This is a genomic window from Bradyrhizobium sp. UNPF46 (assembly GCF_006658625.1).
Lineage (GTDB): Bacteria > Pseudomonadota > Alphaproteobacteria > Rhizobiales > Xanthobacteraceae > Bradyrhizobium > Bradyrhizobium nitroreducens.
Genome location: NZ_LFJB01000082.1, coordinates 1 through 18,677, shown reverse-complemented (window position 1 = coordinate 18,677; position 18,677 = coordinate 1). Strand labels below are relative to the sequence as shown.

Here is an 18,677-nt window from a genome sequence, read left to right as displayed (position 1 = left end):
GCGAACTTACTATCGAAATCGCGCGCCCGGAACGATGCGAACGTGCGCCCCGCAGATTCGTCGTCCGAGGCCCTTCCCAGGCAGCCCTGCCCGGGTCATCGCGAGGCCGTCGTCACTGCCCGCTATATTCGGCCCAGCAATCCGCCGTCTCATAAACGCGGACCGCCGACAGTTGGGGAAGGCTCGGCTTCAACCGGTCCCAGATCCAGATCGCGATGTTCTCGGCGGTCGGGTTCTCGAGGCCTTCGACCTCGTTCAGGCAGTGGTGGTCCAGCGCGCCCATGATGTCGGCGAAGCTGTTTTCGATGTCGAAGAAATCGGCGACGAAGCCGGTGTGCGGATCGACCGGCCCGTCCAATTGGACCTCGACCCGATAGGAATGACCATGCAGCCGGCGGCATCGGTGGGTCTCGGGCACGTTCGGCAGCCGATGCGCCGCCTCGAACTTGAACGCCTGCGATATCCTCATCCAGCTCCTCACACGGCGTAGCCATCCGGTCTCGGGCCCGTCTGGCGACCAGATGCTGCTTGGTCCTGACCTTTCGGCGAAGAATGGCGCGCCCGGAACGATTCGAACGTCCGACCCTCAGATTCGTAGTCTGATGCTCTATCCAGCTGAGCTACGGGCGCGTTTTTCGCGAACAGTGCGGGCCTAAGCCCGCAGGCAGCCTCCGGACAGCGCCGGAGGGGTGCGAAAGAGCGCTCTGACTAGCCGCTCTTTTCCCGATTGGCAAGGTCCGGGATGGGGAGATTTTCGCGTATTTCCACCTTACTGGCCGTCATTCCGGCGCGCGCCGAAGTCACGAGGCCGGAATCCGTAACCACCAGCCGGGGTTATGGATTCCGGGCCCGGCCCCTTGGCCCGTCCCGGAATGACGAGAGACTGTCGGCCGCTGGCCGACTACGCCCGCTGCCGCTCGTTGCGGATGGAGAGCAGCTCCACCGGGCGGTCGGGAATGACGATGCGGAAGGTGGCGCCGATGGTGCCTTCGACCAGATGGATGTCGCCGCCATGGGCGCGGACCAGCTCGGCGGCGATGGCAAGGCCGAGACCGCTGCCGCCGGGGCGGCCGGAGGTCTGGAACGCCTCGAACAGATGGTCCCTGGTCTTCTGGGGCACGCCGGGACCGGTGTCGGAGACCTCGATGATCGCCACGGCGCCTTCGCGCTTTCCGGTGATCCGGATCTGCTGCGGGCCACCGTCGCCCGAGGCATGGCTCTCCAGCGCCTGGGCGGCGTTGCGCACGAGATTGAGCAGCACGCGGAACAGCTGATCGGGATCGGCATCGATGGCGAGCCCGCGTTCGATCGCGGCGACCCAGGCGATCGAAGCGTCGGAGGCAAGACCTGCGGTCTCACGCACCTCCAGCACGACAGGCTCGATCAGGATCATGCGGCGGTCGGGCGCGGCCTCCTGGGCGCGGCCGTAGGACAGCGTCGATTGGCAGAAGGCAATGGCACGCTCGAGCGAACGCACGAGCTTGGGCGCAAAGCGCTGCACCCGCGGATCCGGCACGCTGGCGAGCTGATCCGACAGCAGCTGGGCCGAAGCCAGCAGATTGCGCAGATCGTGGTTGATCTTGGACACCGCGAGGCCGAGGGCGGCGAGCCGGCTCTTCTGATGCAGCATCGACATCAGATCGCGCTGCATGTCCGACAATTCGCGCTCGGCGACCCCGATCTCGTCGCTGCGCTGGCTCGGCACGATGATTCCCGCCGAGCTCTCGGGGTTCTCGTGGAAGCCGACCAGGCTCGCGGTCAGCCGCCGCATCGGGCGCACGAAGAGATAATGGAGCGCGAGATAGACCAGGCCCGCGGTCAGGACACCGATGATGAGCGCGACCACCACGACATTGCGGGAGAAGCGATACATCTGCTGCCGCAGCGGCAGCTCGTCGGTGACGATCTCGATGAACTGGGCATTGCCGACCCCGGGCCCGACGATCCGGATGGCCTGGTTGCCGGTCTCCAGCATCATCCGGAACGAGCCGGTGATCGCCTCCCAGGCCGTCATGTCGCGGAGGTCGATGTCGTGCCCGATGGCAGCCGGAATGTTGTCGCTGGCGAGCAGGCGGCGCTGCTGGCCCATCTTGATGGCGACGGCGCGGGCATTGATGCTTTTCAGGATCTGCCGCGACAGCGAATCGGGAACCATGCCGAGCGGCGCCGCATCCAGCACCAGCGCGGCCGTGTTGGCCGCCGCGACGCGGTCGTTCAGGCGGTTGACCCAGAAGTTGGCGATGGCGGGCACATAGAGCAGGCTGGCCGCGATCATCACCAGGGGAACGGTCAGCAGCAGCAGCTTGCCCGACAGCCCGAGCCCGCGCGTCCCGCGGGGGCGCACCGCCGGCTGGTCCGGCTGATCCTGATCCTGGATCGGCTGGAGGTCTGTCGCTGCCACGAAATTCGCCCTCGCTGCGGCGTGTGAAGGATTGGCGGTAGGAAGATGCGGCCCGACCCCGGTCCGGTCAAATTACGGATCGCTAATCTGCTGAGGTGGGATGTAAGCGCTGATATCGCGAGTCGCCACCTCAAGGGTTAAAAACCCCGCGCAAACAGCGATATTCACCGGAAACGTACGCTTGTGCGGCGTTGACGAAAACAAGGCGCTACCTTATAAGCCGCGCAAATTGTCCGCGATGACCCGGTGTGAACGCCGGGAGCGGCTCTCTTGGGGCCGAAAAAGGCCCGTTTGGGGCCGCATCTTCCGGGCTTTACCATCAATTCTACAGGCAAATTGCCCGGTCAGCGGAGAAAAACCCGTGAAGCGGACTTATCAACCCAGCAAACTGGTGCGCAAGCGCCGTCACGGTTTCCGTGCCCGTCTCGCCACTGCCGGCGGCCGCAAGGTTCTCGCCGCCCGCCGCGCCCGCGGCCGCAAGCGTCTGAGCGCCTGAGCCGGACCCTCTTTTCCGGGATATCATCATGGATCGGCTGAGGCAGCGGGCGGATTTCCTCGCCGTTGCCAATGGCGCGCGGGTGAATAGTCCCGCGTTCGTCCTGCAAAGCCGCCACCGCGATGACCAGGGCCCGGTCCGGATCGGCTTCACCGTCACCAAGAAGAACGGCAACGCCCCCGAGCGCAACCGCATCCGGCGCCGGCTTCGCGAACTGGTGAAGCGGCTCGATCCGGTATCGATGCAGCCTCATCATGATTATGTCCTGGTCGGACGAAGGGACGCGCTTTCGCGCGACTTCGCCACCATGCTCGACGATCTGCGCATAGCCTTCTCGAAGCCCGCGCGGCATACGGCCAGAGGCCCCTCGAAGGGGCGTGGCCGGAAGCCAGGCGTCCCTGCCGCTGCCAGCCGCAAACCAGATTGATGACGAGACATTAGAGATGACCGACAATCGCAATACCATTCTCGCCGTCATTCTGTCGGGCCTCGTCCTGATCGCCTGGCAGTATTTCTACAACGTGCCGGCGATGGAGAAGCAGCGCGCCCAGCAGCAGGCACAGGCCGAGTTGCAGAAGACCACGCCGCAACCGACCGCCTCCGCAACCCCGGGCGCCGCGCCGCAGCCGGGTGGCGCGACACAGCCGGCAACGCCGGGCGCAAACCAGGCGGCCCAGCCGGTCGTTGCGCGCGATGCCGCGATTGCCGCCAGCCCGCGCGTGAAGATCGACACGCCGCGCATCGTCGGCAGCATCTCGCTGAAGGGCGGCCGCATCGACGACATCGCGCTGGTGCAATTCCGCGAAACCGTCGATCCGAAGTCGCCGCCGATCATCCTCTATTCGCCCTCGGGCACCGCAGAGCCTTATTACGCCGAGTTCGGCTGGGTGGCGGCGACCGGCGTGACGGCGAAGATGCCTGATGCCCAGACCGTCTGGCAGCAGGACGGCAGCGGCAGCCTGACGCCGACGAATCCGGTGGTTCTGAAATGGGACAATGGCGACGGCCTCACCTTCCGCCGTACCGTCGCGGTCGACGACCATTATCTCTTCACCGTCAAGGACGAGGTGAGCAATGTCGGCAATGCGCCGGTGACGCTCTATCCGTTCGCGCTGATCTCGCGCCACGGTGCCCCGCAGGTCTCCGGCTATTACATCCTGCATGAAGGCCTGATCGGCTATCTCGGCGACCAGGGCCTGCAGGAATATGCCTACAAGAAGATCGACGAAGCCAAGAAGGTCGATTTCAAGGCCACCAATGGCTGGCTCGGCATCACCGACAAATACTGGGCTTCGGCCCTGCTGCCCGACACCAATGCCCCGCTGCAGGCGCGCTTCTCGTCGAACCCGGTCGGCAACGTCCACACCTACCAGACCGACTATCTGCTCGACCCCGTCACCGTCGCGATCGGCGGCACGGCGACCGCGAATGCGCGGCTGTTCGCCGGCGCCAAGGAGGCCGGCGTCGTCGGCGTGTTCCCGTTCGCCGGCCTCGGCGGCTACAACAAGGAGCTGGGACTGAACCATTTCGATCTCTTGATCGACTGGGGCTGGTTCTACTTCATCACCAAGCCGATGTTCCTCGGCCTCGACTTCTTCTACCGCTTCTTCGGCAATTTCGGCATCTCGATCCTGCTCGTGACCGTGATCGTGAAGCTCTTGTTCTTCCCGCTGGCGAACAAGTCCTACGCCTCGATGGCGAAGATGAAGTCGATCCAGCCGCAGCTGCAGGCGCTGAAAGAGCGCTATCCCGACGACAAGGTGAAGCAGCAGCAGGAGATGATGGAGATCTATCGCAAGGAGAAGATCAATCCGGTCGCCGGCTGTCTTCCCGTAGTGATCCAGATCCCGGTGTTCTTCTCGCTCTACAAGGTGCTGTTCGTCACCATCGAGATGCGGCACGCGCCGTTCTACGGCTGGATCAAGGACCTCTCGGCGCCGGACCCCACCAACCTGTTCAACCTGTTCGGCCTGATCCCGGTCGACCCGACCACGATTCCCGTGTTCGGCCATTACCTCGCGCTCGGCATCTGGCCGATCATCATGGGCATCACGATGTGGTTCCAGATGAAGCTGAACCCGACGCCGCCCGATCCGACGCAGCAGATCATCTTCAACTGGATGCCGCTGATCTTCACCTTCATGCTGGCGGGCTTCCCGGCGGGTCTCGTGATCTACTGGGCCTGGAACAACCTGCTCTCGGTGATCCAGCAGAGCTACATCATGCGTCGCAACGGCGTGAAGGTGGAGCTGTTCGACAATCTCAAGGCGACGTTCGCGAGGAAGGCGACGTAAGTCCCCGTCATTCCGGGGCGATGCGCAGCATCGAACCCGGAATCTCGAGATTCCGGGTCTGGTCCTTCGGACCATCCCGGAATGACAGCAAGCAAAGAGCCTCGCATGACCGACGACAAAGATGCGAAGCTGATCGAGGCCGGGCGAAAGCTGTTCGCCCGCGACTGGCAGTTCATCTGGGCCTCGCCCTCGATCCAGACGCTGCCGCCGATGGCGGGGCTGGAGGTCGCCTTTGCCGGGCGCTCCAATGTCGGCAAGTCCAGCCTGATCAACGCCCTCACCGGCCGCAACGCGCTGGCGCGCACCTCGCATACGCCGGGCCGCACCCAGGAGCTGATCTTCTTCGAGGTCCCCGGCAAGAACGACCTGCGCCTCGTCGACATGCCCGGCTACGGCTATGCCAAGGCGCCCAAGAGCCAGGTCGCGTCCTGGACCGAGCTGATCCACAAATTCCTGCTCGGACGCGCCAGCCTCGCGCGCGTCTACGTGCTGATCGACGCACGGCACGGCATCAAGGACGTCGACCTCGAGGTGCTCCAGACGCTCGACCGCTCCGCGGTCAGCTACCAGATCGTGCTGACCAAGGCCGACCAGGTGAAGGCCTCCGAGCTGCAAGCGCGCATCGCCGAGACCGAGGCGGCGCTGGCAAAACATCCGGCCGCGTTCCCGAACGTGCTCGCGACCTCGTCACGCAGCTCGGCCGGCATGGAGAGCCTGCGCGCCGCGATGGCGAAGCTCTTGGAAGAGCGGAGCAAGTAATGGTGGCGCACCGCCTCCTGATCGGGCTCGCCGGATTGATGGGCGCCGCCGGCGTCGCGCTGGCCGCAGCCTCCGCCCACGGCGCGGATGCCAGCCGGCTCGCCACGGCGAGCGCCATGCTGCTGTTTCATGCAACCGCCATATTGGCGACCACAGCCCTGCTCGCGCGTGGCCTTCTGCACGGCGGAATTGGCTTGGTCGCCGCATGCGGCTTCGTGATCGGCGCCGCGCTGTTCGCGGGTGACCTCACCTTGCGGCACTATGCCGGCCACGCGCTGTTTCCAATGGCGGCGCCGACCGGTGGAACGGTGATGATTTTGGGCTGGCTGGCGGTGACGCTCGCGGCGGTGGTGGCGCGGAAGTGACGCCTTCTCTTACCCTCCCCTGGAGGGGGAGGGTCGGCTCACATTGAGCGCAGCGAAATGTGAGCCGGGGTGGGGTGATCTCTCCACTCGGGCACTACTCATCGCGGAGAGACCGTCACCCCACCCCGCTCGCGCTGCGCGCGATCGACCCTCCCCCTCCAGGGGAGGGTAAGTACGAAGACCACACTTTGCGCCACGCCCGCCAATCGGATAGAACGCAGGCCGCGTTAGTCCCGCCAGCGAGACCCCGACATGACCGACATCTCTCCGCTCGACCAGGCCCGCATCCTGTCCGAAGCGTTGCCGCACATGCAGCAGTATGACGAGGAAACCATCGTCATCAAATATGGCGGCCATGCCATGGGCGACGAGGAGACCGCCAAGAACTTCGCGCGCGACATCGTGCTGCTGGAGCAGACCGCGATCAACCCGGTGGTGGTGCATGGCGGCGGGCCGCAGATCGCGACCATGCTCAAGCGCCTCGGCATCCAGTCGGAATTCGCCGCGGGCCTGCGCATCACCGATGCCGCCACCATCGAGATCGTCGAGATGGTGCTGGCCGGCTCCGTCAACAAGCAGATCGTCGGCTACATCAACGAGGCCGGCGGCAAGGCCGTCGGCCTGTCGGGCAAAGACGCCAACATGGTGAAGGCGACGAAGACGACGCGGACCATCGTCGATCCGGGCTCGCACATCGAGAAGGCCGTCGATCTCGGCTTCGTCGGCGACCCCGAAAAGGTCGACCTCACTTTGCTCAACCAGCTGATCGGCTACGAGCTGATCCCGGTGCTGGCGCCGCTCGCGACCTCCAAGGAAGGCCAGACGCTGAACGTCAACGCCGACACCTTTGCCGGAGCGGTGGCCGGCGCGCTGAAGGCCAAGCGCCTGTTGCTGCTCACCGACGTGCCGGGCGTGCTCGACAAGTCGAAGAAACTGATCCCGCAGCTTTCGGTGAAGGACGCGCGAAAGCTGATCGCCGACGGCACCATTTCCGGCGGCATGATCCCGAAGGTCGAGACCTGCATCTACGCGCTCGAGCAGGGCGTCGAGGGCGTCGTCATCATCGACGGCAAGATGCAGCATGCGGTGCTGCTCGAGCTGTTCACCAACCAGGGCACGGGCACGCTGATCCACAAGTGATGAGCTGGACGCATCGACGAAAGAACGTCATGGCCGGGCCTGTCCCGGCCATCCACGACCTTTCTCGCAGCGCAGACGTGGATGCCCGGGTCAAGCCCGGGCATGACGAGCGGAGAGTTCAGCGGCCGCGCCGCTCGGTCCTCACCCGCTTCCTAATGACGCTGCCGGCTGCGGCCGTCTCGCTCTTCTTCTCCTCCGCGCCTGCTTTCGCCGACCTCAAGATCTGCAACCGCATGTCCTATGTGGTCGAAGCCGCGATCGGCATCGACGACAAGGCGGCGACCGCAACGCGCGGCTGGTTCAGGATCGATCCCGCCACCTGCCGCGTGGTGGTGCAGGGCACGCTGACCGCCGACCGTATCCTGCTCAACGCCCGCGCGCTCGGCGTCTATGGCGCCTCCCCGATCCCGCAGAGCGGCAGCGACATGCTCTGTGTCGCGCAGGACAATTTTGTCATCGCGGCGGCGCGGCAATGCCGCAGCGGCCAAACCCAGGTCGCATTCACGCAAGTGACGCCGACGCAAGGGACGGACGGCAACCTCATTGCCTATCTCGCCGAAGATTCCGAATATGACGACGAGCAGGCGCGCCTTGCCGGCATCCAGCGCCTCTTGGTGATCGCAGGCTACGACGCAGCACCAATCGACGGCGTCGACGGGCCGAAGACGCAGGCCGCGCTCGCCGCGTTCCTGAAGAGCCGCGGCCTGTCGTCGGACATCGTGGGCTCGCCAAACTTCTTCAAGACCATGGTCGACGCGGTGCAGACGCCGTCCGCCACCGGCCTCACCTGGTGCAACGACACCCCGCACAAGGTGATGGCGGCGATCGCGACCGACGACGGCAAGTCCGTGACCAGCCGCGGCTGGTATCGCATCGATCCCAAGACCTGCCTGCACCCTGACGTGACCGGCCAGCCGAAGCAGATCTTCAGCTTCGCGGAAGCCGTCGACGCCGACAACCGCGTCGTCAAGCTGAAGGACAGACCGCTGAACTGGGGCGGCGACAGGCAGCTCTGCACGCGCGAGACCAAGTTCGAGACCAATGAACAGACCGATTGCGGCGCGCGGGGATTTGCGGCGACGGGATTTGGTGTGGTGGACATGTCGAGCGGCGGCAAGACGCTGCGGTTTGCCGTGCCGTGATGGTGTTGATGTGATGACGGTGGGACCAAACTCTCCGCTGTCGTCCCTGCGAACGCAGGGACTCATAACCACAGGATTTGGTTGTGGCGCGAGACATCACCACGATCCCGTAAACAATTTCTCCCTGTGGCTGGGTCCCGGATCGGCGCTCCGCTTCGCTGCGCTTGTCCGGGACGACGAGCTGAGGATGTTGATATGACCTCGCCCCGCAGCTTCACTCACGTCGACACCTGGGTGTTCGATCTCGACAACACGCTCTATCCGCATCACGTCAATCTGTGGCAGCAGGTCGATGTGCGGATCACCGAGTTCGTGTCCAGCTGGCTGCAGGTGACGCCGGCGGAAGCGCGAAAGCTCCAGAAGGATTACTATTTGCGCTTCGGCACCACCATGCGCGGCATGATGACCCTGCATGGCGTTTCCGCCGACGACTACCTCGCCTATGTCCACAGGATCGACCATTCGCCACTGGAGCCGAACCCGGCGCTCGGCGCGGCCATCACCAAGCTGCCGGGGCGAAAACTGATCCTCACCAACGGCTCGGTCGATCATGTCGACGCCGTGCTGGCGCGGCTCGGCCTCAACGCACATTTCGACGGCGTGTTCGACATCATCGCCGCGGAGTTCGAACCCAAGCCGGCGGAACGGACCTACCGGAAATTTCTGAGCGACCATGCCGTCGACCCGACTCGCGCCGCGATGTTCGAGGATCTCGCCCGCAACCTCACCGTCCCCCACGCGCTCGGCATGACCACCGTGCTGGTGGTGCCGGACGGGACGAAAGAGGTGGTGCGTGAGGATTGGGAACTCGAGGGCCGGGACGCGGCCCATGTGGATCACGTCACTGATGATCTGACTGGGTTTTTGGGCGGGCTCTCTCGGTAGGTCCGTAGCCCGGATGAAGCGCAGCGTCATCCGGGGCATCTCGCCGCGGGGAGACCGTCCCGGATTGCGCTTCGCTCCATCCAGGCTACGGGACTCATCACCCGCTTGCCCGGGATGACGGCCGAGTATGCCTTGACTCCGCCCCTCCAAATCCCGAAAAAGCGCCCTAATCCTTCAAAATTCCCGCTTCCCAGAGGAAATTCCGATGTCGCTTGCAGCCCTCGAATCCACCATCAACAGCGCGTTCGACGCGCGCGACGGCATCTCGACCTCGACCAAGGGCGAGGTGCGCGAGGCCGTGGAGCAGGCGCTGGAGACTTTGGACAAGGGCGAGGCGCGCGTTGCCGAGCGCGGCACTGATGGCAAGTGGAAGGTCAATCAATGGCTGAAGAAGGCCGTGCTGCTGTCCTTCCGCCTCAACGACATGGACGTCATTGCCGGCGGTCCCGGCAAGGCGAGCTGGTGGGACAAGGTGCCCTCGAAGTTCGAAGGCTGGGGCCCAAACCGTTTTCGTGACGCCGGTTTTCGCGCAGTGCCGGGCGCCGTCGTCCGCCGCTCGGCCTTCATCGCCAAGAACGTCGTCCTGATGCCTTCCTTCGTCAATCTCGGCGCCTATGTCGATGAGAGCACCATGGTCGACACCTGGGCCACCGTCGGCTCCTGCGCCCAGATCGGCAAGCGCGTGCACATCTCCGGCGGCGCCGGCATCGGCGGCGTGCTCGAGCCGCTGCAGGCCGAGCCCGTGATCATCGAGGACGATTGCTTCATCGGCGCGCGCAGCGAGGTCGCCGAAGGCGTGATCGTGCGCAAGGGCGCGGTGCTTGCGATGGGCGTGTTCCTGGGCGCTTCGACCAAGATCGTCGACCGCGAGACCGGCGAGGTCTTCATGGGCGAGGTCCCCGAATACTCGGTGGTGGTGCCCGGCGCGCTGCCCGGCAGGCCGATGAAGAACGGCCAGATCGGCCCGAGCACCGCCTGCGCCGTCATCGTCAAGCGCGTCGACGAGCGCACGCGCTCCAAGACCAGCATCAACGAGTTGCTGCGGGATTGATCGGGACTACGGGCTCCGCTCTCTCACCGTCCCCCCCGGGCAACGGCGAAGCCGTTGTCGCTGGAGGCGCCGCTCCTTCAGCGGCCCTCGAAGGGCGACGGCCCGGCTGCCGGCTACATCGCGGCCGTTCCTCCTTCGAGGCTCCCGGCGCGATGCTCTGCATCGCGCCACTCGTGCCTCAGGATGACGGGTCGGGAACGGCATCGAACCCTCCCTGCCTGCATCGCGACCAATCTCCGGGCGGTCCTGACCGCCCGGAGCCCTTCGTATGGACTGGACCTGGTATCTCTTCCGCTTCGACGGCCGCATCAACCGCGCATTGCTGTGGCAGGCGCTGCTGATCGTCGCGCTGCTGGCGGGCTTGCTGGAGATCGCCGGTCAGGTCATCGGGATCGTCGCAGGGTCCAGATCCACCCTGAAGCTCGGCATCGAGCTCGATTTCGACTTCGGCCTCGACGACCTCTTCAAGCTGGTCGATCCCCGTGCCTCCCACGCGCTGGCATCCGCCGATCTCGCGACCGCGATCCTCAAGACATCCGGCATGGCGCTGTTCTTCTGGATCTATCTTTCGACGGCGATCAAGCGGCTGCACGATCGCGACAGGAGCGGCTGGTGGATCGTTCCGTTCTTCTTCTTGCCCGGCCTGTTCAGCCAGTTCGCGGACCTGCTGCCCGGGTCAAGCTGGATCCTTTCGCTCAGCCTGCCTTTCTCCATCCTGTGGCTGTGGGGCTTCGTCGAAATGTTCTGTCGGCCCGGTACCCCCGGGCACAACCGCTTCGGCCCCGATCCACTTCTCGAGATCGAGGACAGTTCGGCCACGCCCCCTGCGCAAAACTGGGACCAGGGCCGCGAGATCGAAATTGTCCCGCCCAGCGCTAGCCCACCCGGCGGCATGCATGTTAAGCGGGGCGTATGACCGATGCTCTCTCCATTGCCCGCGATCTCATCCGCTGCCCCTCGGTAACCCCTGAAGACGCCGGTGCGCTCGGGGTGCTTGAAAAAGTCCTCGGCGCCGCAGGCCTCACTTGCCACCGCGTGACGTTCAGCGAAGAAGGCATCGCCGACGTCGACAATCTCTATGCGCGGATCGGCACCGAGGGACCGCATATCACCTTTGCCGGCCACACCGACGTGGTGCCGCCCGGCGACGAGAGCGCCTGGAGCGTCGGCGCGTTCTCCGGCGAGGTGAAGGACGGTGTCCTGCACGGCCGCGGCGCGGTCGACATGAAGGGCGGCATCGCCTGCTCGGTTGCCGCAGTGCTGGAGCATCTCGCCGCCAATGGTGGCAAGCCGCGGGCGGATGGGACAGGGTCGATCTCGTTCCTGATCACCGGTGACGAGGAAGACGTCTCCATCAACGGCACCATCAAGCTGCTCAAATGGGCCGCCGAGCGCGGCGAAAAATTCGACCATTGCGTGCTGGGCGAGCCCTCCAATGTCGAGACGCTCGGCGACACCATCAAGGTCGGCCGCCGCGGCTCGCAATCGGGCACGCTTTATGTCGACGGCGTGCAGGGCCATGTCGCCTATCCGCACCGCGCCTCCAATCCAGTACCGGATATCTCACGACTGATCGTTGCGATCTCCGACGAGCCGCTCGACCACGGCAGCGCGCAGTTCCAGGCCTCCAATCTCGAATTCGTCTCGGTCGACGTCGGCAACAAGGCCTTCAACGTCATCCCCGGCGAAGCCCGCGCAAAATTCAACATCCGCTACAACGACAACCACACCCAGGCGAGCTTGCGCGAGCTGGTCGAGACGCGGCTCGCAAAGGCGTGCGGCAACCGCATCAAGGCCCGCATCGTCTGGGAGCCCTCGAACTCCAACGTGTTCGTGACCAAACCCGGCCCGTTCACCGACCTCGCGGTCGCCGCGATCGAGGAGGTGACGGGCCGCAAGCCCGAGCTGTCGACATCAGGCGGCACCTCGGATGCGCGCTTCATCTCCAGCTATTGCCCAGTGATCGAGTTCGGCCTGGTCGGCCAGACCATGCATCAGGTCGACGAGCGGGTGCCGGTGGCCGATCTGGAGAAGCTGACGAAAGTGTATCGCGGGATCCTGACGCGGTATTTTGGGTGAGGGCTTATATTGCCAAACACTCCGCCGTCATGCCCGGGCTTGTCCCGGGCATCCACGTTTTCGGCGCTCCCGTTAAGCAAGGGCGTGGATGGCCGGGACAGGCCCGGCCATGACGATGTGGCAAGAGTTTGGCATGCCTCACTGGATAAAGGTGTCGTAGAGATCCTTCCATTCGGGATTGTCCCTCAGATCAGCCTGACCTTCCACGTGCGTGACCAGTGCTTGATGTTATGCTCTCGCTGGATTGCGGTTTGGATGTCCTCATAGCGTTCGAAATAGACGAGCAGCTTGACGCCGTACTTCTTGGTGAAGCCGGGCACGAGTCCGTTGCGATGCTCGTAGATGCGACGAACGATGTCGCTGGTCACACCGACATACAGAATGCCGTTGGGGGCGATCGCCAGGATGTAGACCCATCCACCATGCATAGTCGCATGTTGACGCACGTCGATGGCCGGGACAAGCCCGGCCATGACGGCTGTGGTGGCATCACGATCTAATAATCCACCTGCATCAGATACAGCCCCTCCGGCGGCGCCACGATGCCGCAGGCGGCGCGGTTGCGCGCATGCAGCGCCGCGGAGAGGTCGTCGGCGGTCCAGCGGCCCTCGCCGACCCAGACCAGCGAGCCCACCATCGAGCGCACCTGGCTGTGCAGGAATGAGCGCGCCGAGGTGACGATCGTGATCTCGCGGCCGTCACGGATCACGTCGAGCTGGTCGAGCGTCTTCTCCGGCGATTTGGCCTGGCACTCGGTGTCGCGAAACGTCGTAAAGTCGTGCTTGCCGAGCAGCCGCTGCGCGGCCGCATGCATCGCCTCGGCGTCGAGCTTGCGCGGCACGCGCCAGGCGTGGCCGATATCGAGCGCGAGATTGGCGCGGGTGTTGACGACGCGATAGCGGTAGTGGCGCTTCACGGCCGAGAAGCGCGCCTCGAAACTGTCGGGCACCACCTCAGCCTCCAGCACCGCGATCGGATGCGGGCGCAGATGTGCGTTGAGCCCGTCGCGAAACCGGCCAGGCGGAAACTGCTTGTCGACATCGACATGCGCGACCTGGCCGCGCGCGTGCACGCCGGCATCGGTGCGGCCGGCGCCATGCACCCGCAAATCCGCGCCGGTCATCGCCTTCACGGCGGCCTCCAGCGCGCCCTGCACCGAGGGCAGCGTATCCTGCACCTGCCAGCCGAAAAACGGCGCGCCGTCATATTCGATGGTGAGCTTGTAGCGGGGCATCGTGTCCAGCTTTGTCCGGCGTCATTGCCGGGCTTGACCCGGCAATCCATCGCCCAGAAAAGAGTTTTGTTAGAAGATGGATACGCGGGTCAAGCCCGCGTATGACGAGCCGGCTAGTTGAATCGCGCACCTGCCTTCACCGGTACGCCGCGCAAGAAGTCCGCGGCCTGCATCCGGCCCTTGCCCTCGCGCTGCAGCTCGATGATGCGGATGGCGCCCTCGCCGCAGGCGATCGTGAGCTGGTCGTCGAGCACCGCGCCCGGCTCCCCCGATCCCTTGGCCAGCTCGCAGCGCAGGATTTTCACACGCGCATTTTCCAGCTCGGCCCAGGCACCGGGGAACGGCGACAGGCCGTGGACGTGGCGCAGCACGGCGTGCGCCGACTTTGTCCAGTCGATCCGCGCCTCGGCCTTGTCGATCTTGGCGGCATAGGTGACGCCGTCCTCGCTCTGCTTCCTAAGCTGGAGCCCGCCGCGATCGAGCGCGGCCATCGCGCGCACCATCAGGTCGGCGCCGAGGCGGGAGAGGCGATCGTGCAGGTCGAGCGCCGTCATGTTGTCGGTGATTGCGAGGCGCTCGGCCATGGCGACGTCGCCGGTGTCGAGGCCGACATCCATCTTCATCACCATCACGCCGCTCTCGGCATCGCCTGCCATGATCGCGCGATTGATGGGGGCGGCGCCGCGCCAGCGCGGCAAGAGCGAAGCATGCAGATTGTAGCAGCCGAGTCTTGGCGCATCGAGGATCGCCTGCGGCAGGATCATGCCATAGGCGACGACGACGGCCGCATCGGCATCGAGCGCGCTGAACTCGTCGAGCGCTTCCTGGGTCTTCAGCGTCTTCGGCGTCAGCACGGGAATGCCGAGCTTTCGCGCGGCCTCCTCGACCGGGGTCGGCTGCAACTGCAGGCCGCGCCGCCCGCCCGGCTTCGGCGCGCGGGTGTAGACCGCGACGATCTCGTGGCCATGCGCAACGAGCTCGAGCAGCGTCGGCACGGAGAAATCGGGCGTGCCCATGAAGATGAGGCGAAGGGGCATGACAAGAACTCGGTACGTTCCCTCCCCCCTTGTGGGGGAGGGTTAGGGAGGGGGGGGGTGCCACACGACGCGCTCTGTCGGCGCAAGCGTTCGCGGCACTCACTCGATACGGATGACGGATAGACTTCCGCCTGGGCTACCCCTCTCCCCCGCCCTCCCCCACAAGGGGGGAGGGAGCGCAGCGGAGTACTGGGCAGCGTTCACACTAGCTCACTCCGCGCGCTTGGCGGCTTTCTCGAACTTCTTCATGACGCGGTCGCGCTTGAGCTTCGACAGATAGTCGACGAACAGCACGCCATTGAGATGGTCGATCTCGTGCTGGATGCAGGTGGCATAGAGGCCTTCGGCGTCCTCCTCGTGCACCTTGCCGTCGAGATCGGTGAAGCGCACGCGCACCTTCGCGGGGCGTTCGACCTCCTCGTAATATTCGGGGATCGACAGGCAACCTTCCTCGTAAGTGGAGAGCTCCTCGGACGAGGCTAGGATCTCGGGGTTGATGAAGACGCGCGGCAGCGGCTTGGTCTCGCCGTTCTCGTCGCGTTTGGCGAGGTCCATGGTGATCAGCCGCAGCGGCTGCGCGATCTGGATCGCAGCGAGGCCAATGCCGGGCGCGTCGTACATGGTCTCGAACATGTCGTCGGCAAGCTTGCGGATCTCGGCCGTGACCTTCTCGATCGGCTTGGAGACCAGACGCAGCTGCTTGTCGGGCAGGATGATGATTTCTCTGAGGGCCATGGCCGCGATTTAAGCCCCATGCCGGATGCGGTCAATGCGGGGCGGAACCCCGTTAACCCCTCGCTAACCATAAAACTTCGCATTTCGTTAACCATAAAAATTAACCGGGCATTCACCGGAAATGTTCGCTATTCGTTCGTGCGAACGGCCGAATCGGCTAGAAGGGCTGGCATGAACGAGATCATTTTCATGCTGGGCGACTGGCCGGTGCGCACGATCGATGCGCTGATCGGCTTCGGGGCGCTCGTCCTCATCCTCCTGGTGGCAATTGCGGTGGTGATCGCGCGCTCCGGGCGGCGCGGGGCGGAACTTGCGATGGCGCACGCAATCCGGGCCGACGAGCTCGAGGAGCGCCTCAGCGAGGTGCTGCGCGCCCAGAGCGAATCCTCAGGGAGGGTCGATGCCATGACCCAGGCGCTGGCGGGACGTCAGGCCGAGATGGCGCGGGCGGTCAACGAGCGGCTGGATTCGGTGACGCATCGCGTCGGCCAATCCATGGAGCACTCGACCCGCAACACCATGGAGAGCCTGCGCGCCCTGCACGAGCGGCTCGGCATCATCGACAGCGCGCACAAGAACCTCACCGACCTCACCACCCAGGTGACGACGTTGCGCGACGTGCTCGCCAACAAGCAGTCGCGCGGCGCCTTCGGCCAGGCGCGAATGGAGGCGATCGTCCAGGACGGTCTTCCAAAGGGCGCCTACGAATTCCAGTTCACGCTCTCGACCGGCAAGCGGCCGGATTGCGTCGTGTTCCTGCCGGACCAGCGTCCGCTCTGCATCGACGCGAAATTCCCGCTGGAAGCAATGACGGCGCTGCACGACGCCCGCAGCGACGAGGAGAAGCGCATCGCCACACAGCGGCTGCGCGGCGACGTGATGAAGCATGTCAGCGACATCGCCGAAAAATACCTCATCACCGGCGAGACCCAGGAGATGGCGCTGATGTTCGTGCCGTCGGAATCGGTCTACGCCGAAATCCATGACGGTTTCGACGACGTGATCCAGAAGGCCTACCGCGCCCGCGTCGTGCTGGTGTCGCCCTCGCTCTTGATGCTAGCGATCCAGGTGATGCAGCAGATCATGAAGGACGCGCGCATGCGCGATGCCGCCGACCAGATCCAGACCGAAGTGATCAAGCTCGGCGACGATCTGGGACGCCTCAGGGACCGCGTGGTCAAGCTGCAGAAACATTTCTCCGACGCGAACGAGGACGTCCGCCAGATCCTGATCTCCGCCGACAAGATCGAGAAGCGCGCGGGACGGATCGAGGAGCTCGATTTCAGCAAGAGCGATGCAGCCGAAGGGCCGAAGCTGGTGGCGGGCGCGGGCGAGCTGTTTCCGCGGAAGCTCCAGGCGGGGGAGTGACGCTGTGCCGTCATGGCCGGGCTTGTCCCGGCCATCCACGGACTTTTCAACGGCACCACGAACGTGGATGCCCGGGACAAGCCCGGGCATGACGGGATTTGTGGCAGAGGCATCACGGCCAGAATCTGCTAACACCGCCTCATGACAGCACCCGACGCCACCTCCGGAACTGCCGCCACCGAAACCCCTGCGACCTCATGGCGCGACAGCCTGGCCGTGTACCTGCAGCCGCGGGTGCTGATCGTGTTGTTCCTCGGCTTCTCGTCCGGCCTGCCGCTGGCGCTGTCGGGCTCGACGCTGCTGGTGTGGATGCGCGAGGCCGGTGTCGACCTCAAGACCATCGGGCTGTTCGCGCTGGTCGGCACGCCCTACACGCTGAAATTCCTGTGGGCACCGCTGGTGGACGCGCTGCATGTGCCGCTGTTCACCCGCGCGTTCGGGCGGCGGCGCGGCTGGCTTTTGTTCTCGCAATTGCTGCTGATCGTCGCGATCCTGCTGCTCGCGATGACCGACCCCGGCCGCTCGCCGTTCTACGTCGCGCTCGGTGCGCTGCTGGTGGCGACGATGTCGTCGACGCAGGACATCGTGGTCGACGCCTTCCGCGTCGAGAGCCTGCCCGAGAGCGAGCAGGCCGCCGGCATGGCCGCCTACGTCGCCGCCTACCGGATCGGCATGCTGGTCTCGACCGCGGGCGCGCTGTTCATCGTCTCCGGCTTCGAGAGCACAGGCATCACCCGCACCTCGGCGTGGATGTGGGGCTATGTGGTGATGGCGGCGATGGTGCTGATCGGCACGATCACGGCACTGGCCGCGACCGAGCCCGAGCAATCGGAGCGGGCCGATGCCGCGACACAGGCCGACAGCGCATTCACGCGCGTGCTGCACGCGGCGGTCGGCGCCTTCTCGGAATTCTTGACGCGCAAGGATGCCCTCGTCGCACTCGCCTTCGTCGTGCTGTTCAAGTTCACCGACGCGTTCTCCGGCACGATGACCGCGCCGTTCGTGATCGACCTCGGTTTTACCCGCAACGATTATGCGGCGATCGTGAAGGGCGTCGGCCTCGCCGCCACGCTGATCGGCGGCTTTGCCGGCGGCTTCGTGGCGCGGCGCTATCCGCTGGCGACATCGCTGTGGATCGGCGGCGTGGTGCAGGCACTGGCCAATCTGTCGTTTTCCTGGCTCGCAGTGGTCGGCACCAATCAATGGGCGCTGGCGTTCGCGATCTGCGCCGAGAATTTCACCAGCGCCATCGGCACCGTGATCTTCGTCGCCTATCTCTCGGCGCTGTGCCAGAACCCGCTGCACACGGCGACGCAATATGCCCTGCTCACCGCGCTCGCGGCGGTGGGGCGGACCTATCTGTCGTCAGGGGCCGGCTTCGTGGCCGCGGCGACCGGCTGGCCGCTGTTCTTCGTGATCTGCGTGCTGGTGGCAATCCCGAGCCTGGTGCTGCTGGCCTGGCTGCAGAGGCGCGGGCATTTCGACGCGCTGGGGCCGGTGCGGGTGTGACGGTCCCGTCATGCCCCGCGAAGAGCGGGGCATCCAGTACGCCGCGGCCCGTCGAGGAATCACTGTCGTCTGTGGAATACTGGATCGCCCGCCTGCTGTTTAGACCGGAGACATAGCTGACGCCTGTTCGGACACATCACTGACAGATTGGCCATTGGTCAAGTCGATAGATGCGACCTGCC

At 65.1% G+C, this 18,677-nt stretch carries 18 protein-coding genes, 1 tRNA gene and 1 pseudogene; 13 read left to right on the top strand and 7 right to left on the bottom strand.

The window, feature by feature from the left end; translation table 11 throughout:
* Positions 1-112: 112 nt before the first annotated feature.
* The 3 genes from queD to UNPF46_RS29055 form a co-directional block, all read right to left on the bottom strand.
* A complete protein-coding gene (gene queD / locus UNPF46_RS29065; RefSeq protein ID WP_142252279.1) occupies positions 113-469 on the bottom strand; it encodes a 6-carboxytetrahydropterin synthase QueD in 357 nt (118 codons plus the stop codon).
* Between the two features lie 84 nt (positions 470-553).
* Positions 554-630 (bottom strand) — tRNA-Arg (locus UNPF46_RS29060).
* Between the two features lie 271 nt (positions 631-901).
* Positions 902-2,401: a sensor histidine kinase gene (locus UNPF46_RS29055; RefSeq protein WP_100174957.1), complete on the bottom strand. Its 1,500-nt coding sequence runs from the start codon at positions 2,399-2,401 to the stop codon at positions 902-904.
* Between the two features lie 361 nt (positions 2,402-2,762).
* On the opposite strand from UNPF46_RS29055, the gene rpmH reads away from it, so the two are divergent.
* The 11 genes from rpmH (at position 2,763) to dapE (ending at position 12,612) form a co-directional block, all read left to right on the top strand.
* The gene (gene rpmH / locus UNPF46_RS29050; protein ID WP_008542748.1) at positions 2,763-2,897 is read left to right on the top strand and encodes a 50S ribosomal protein L34; all 135 of its coding nucleotides are present in this window, start codon (positions 2,763-2,765) and stop codon (positions 2,895-2,897) included.
* Positions 2,898-2,925: 28 nt separating this feature from the next.
* Positions 2,926-3,324, top strand: coding sequence for a ribonuclease P protein component (rnpA, locus tag UNPF46_RS29045; protein ID WP_142252278.1), 399 nt, complete (start codon positions 2,926-2,928; stop codon positions 3,322-3,324).
* A 16-nt stretch (positions 3,325-3,340) separates the two neighbouring features.
* Positions 3,341-5,191, top strand: coding sequence for a membrane protein insertase YidC (gene yidC / locus UNPF46_RS29040; RefSeq protein ID WP_100174955.1), 1,851 nt, complete (start codon positions 3,341-3,343; stop codon positions 5,189-5,191).
* Positions 5,192-5,296: 105 nt separating this feature from the next.
* Complete coding sequence (yihA, locus tag UNPF46_RS29030) at positions 5,297-5,950, top strand: ribosome biogenesis GTP-binding protein YihA/YsxC (RefSeq protein WP_142252277.1); 654 nt, start codon at positions 5,297-5,299, stop codon at positions 5,948-5,950.
* A complete protein-coding gene (locus tag UNPF46_RS29025) occupies positions 5,950-6,315 on the top strand; it encodes a DUF423 domain-containing protein (RefSeq protein WP_142252304.1) in 366 nt (121 codons plus the stop codon). Before yihA ends, UNPF46_RS29025 begins: the two co-directional genes overlap by 1 nt.
* A gap of 252 nt (positions 6,316-6,567) precedes the next feature.
* Entirely contained in the window at positions 6,568-7,455 is an 888-nt protein-coding gene (argB, locus tag UNPF46_RS29015; protein WP_100174951.1) for an acetylglutamate kinase, read from the top strand.
* A gap of 155 nt (positions 7,456-7,610) precedes the next feature.
* The gene (locus UNPF46_RS29005) at positions 7,611-8,597 is read left to right on the top strand and encodes a DUF1036 domain-containing protein (protein WP_142252275.1); all 987 of its coding nucleotides are present in this window, start codon (positions 7,611-7,613) and stop codon (positions 8,595-8,597) included.
* A 195-nt stretch (positions 8,598-8,792) separates the two neighbouring features.
* Positions 8,793-9,482 carry a pyrimidine 5'-nucleotidase gene (locus tag UNPF46_RS29000; protein WP_142252274.1) on the top strand — a complete coding sequence of 230 codons (690 nt, stop codon included), beginning with the start codon at positions 8,793-8,795 and terminating at the stop codon, positions 9,480-9,482.
* 205 nt (positions 9,483-9,687) lie between these two features.
* Complete coding sequence (dapD, locus tag UNPF46_RS28995) at positions 9,688-10,533, top strand: 2,3,4,5-tetrahydropyridine-2,6-dicarboxylate N-succinyltransferase (protein WP_100174948.1); 846 nt, start codon at positions 9,688-9,690, stop codon at positions 10,531-10,533.
* A gap of 268 nt (positions 10,534-10,801) precedes the next feature.
* The gene (locus tag UNPF46_RS28990; RefSeq protein ID WP_142252273.1) at positions 10,802-11,449 is read left to right on the top strand and encodes a DUF805 domain-containing protein; all 648 of its coding nucleotides are present in this window, start codon (positions 10,802-10,804) and stop codon (positions 11,447-11,449) included.
* A complete protein-coding gene (gene dapE / locus UNPF46_RS28985; protein WP_142252272.1) occupies positions 11,446-12,612 on the top strand; it encodes a succinyl-diaminopimelate desuccinylase in 1,167 nt (388 codons plus the stop codon). The genes UNPF46_RS28990 and dapE overlap by 4 nt, the downstream gene beginning before the upstream one ends.
* Before the next feature lie 138 nt (positions 12,613-12,750).
* Here dapE and UNPF46_RS28980 read toward each other — a convergent pair.
* From UNPF46_RS28980 to def, 4 genes and pseudogenes are all read right to left on the bottom strand, one after another.
* Positions 12,751-13,085 (bottom strand): annotated as a pseudogene (locus tag UNPF46_RS28980) (GIY-YIG nuclease family protein).
* Between the two features lie 23 nt (positions 13,086-13,108).
* Complete coding sequence (gene truA, locus UNPF46_RS28975; RefSeq protein ID WP_142252271.1) at positions 13,109-13,846, bottom strand: tRNA pseudouridine(38-40) synthase TruA; 738 nt, start codon at positions 13,844-13,846, stop codon at positions 13,109-13,111.
* 113 nt (positions 13,847-13,959) lie between these two features.
* On the bottom strand, positions 13,960-14,883 hold the full coding sequence (gene fmt, locus UNPF46_RS28970) for a methionyl-tRNA formyltransferase (RefSeq protein ID WP_142252270.1): 924 nt from the start codon (positions 14,881-14,883) through the stop codon (positions 13,960-13,962).
* A gap of 210 nt (positions 14,884-15,093) precedes the next feature.
* Positions 15,094-15,618, bottom strand: coding sequence for a peptide deformylase (gene def / locus UNPF46_RS28965; protein WP_142252269.1), 525 nt, complete (start codon positions 15,616-15,618; stop codon positions 15,094-15,096).
* Between the two features lie 171 nt (positions 15,619-15,789).
* On the opposite strand from def, the gene UNPF46_RS28960 reads away from it, so the two are divergent.
* A complete protein-coding gene (locus UNPF46_RS28960) occupies positions 15,790-16,986 on the top strand; it encodes a DNA recombination protein RmuC (RefSeq protein ID WP_181770168.1) in 1,197 nt (398 codons plus the stop codon).
* A gap of 141 nt (positions 16,987-17,127) precedes the next feature.
* Positions 17,128-18,495: an AmpG family muropeptide MFS transporter gene (locus UNPF46_RS28955; protein ID WP_100174941.1), complete on the top strand. Its 1,368-nt coding sequence runs from the start codon at positions 17,128-17,130 to the stop codon at positions 18,493-18,495.
* Positions 18,496-18,677: the final 182 nt, after the last annotated feature.